Annotated in this window: 1 protein-coding gene; it reads right to left on the bottom strand. The window is 46.6% G+C overall.

Going from position 1 to position 251, the window contains the following annotated elements; all coding sequences use genetic code 11:
• Window positions 1-227: efflux RND transporter permease subunit (locus Q4528_RS14995; protein ID WP_303522480.1), on the bottom strand; the 227-nt coding region annotated here is incomplete at its 3' end.
• Between the last annotated feature and the right edge of the window lie 24 nt (window positions 228-251).

The raw sequence follows: 251 nt of genomic DNA, 5'->3' as shown, positions 1-251 counted from the left end.
ACGCTTAACACTGCGCCCATTTGGCCATCTAGCCACATCAAACTACCCAGCACAAAAATGGTAGTAAAGAAGGATGAAATAACCCCTGGTGCCGCTTTTTTAACCCCCTTAACTACCGCTTCGTCAGCACTCATTCCCCGCTCTAAATGAGCAGCTATCGACTCAGCGTTTACACTCGCGTCTTCCATCATTATGCCAATGGCCATTAGTAAACCGACTAAGGTCATAATGTTGATCGTTAAGCCGAACAC

The sequence above is a fragment of the Staphylococcus pasteuri genome (genome assembly GCF_030547725.1).
GTDB lineage: Bacteria > Bacillota > Bacilli > Staphylococcales > Staphylococcaceae > Staphylococcus > Staphylococcus pasteuri.
The sequence above is the reverse complement of the archived record's forward strand: the minus strand, read 5'-3'. Positions and strand labels throughout refer to the sequence as shown.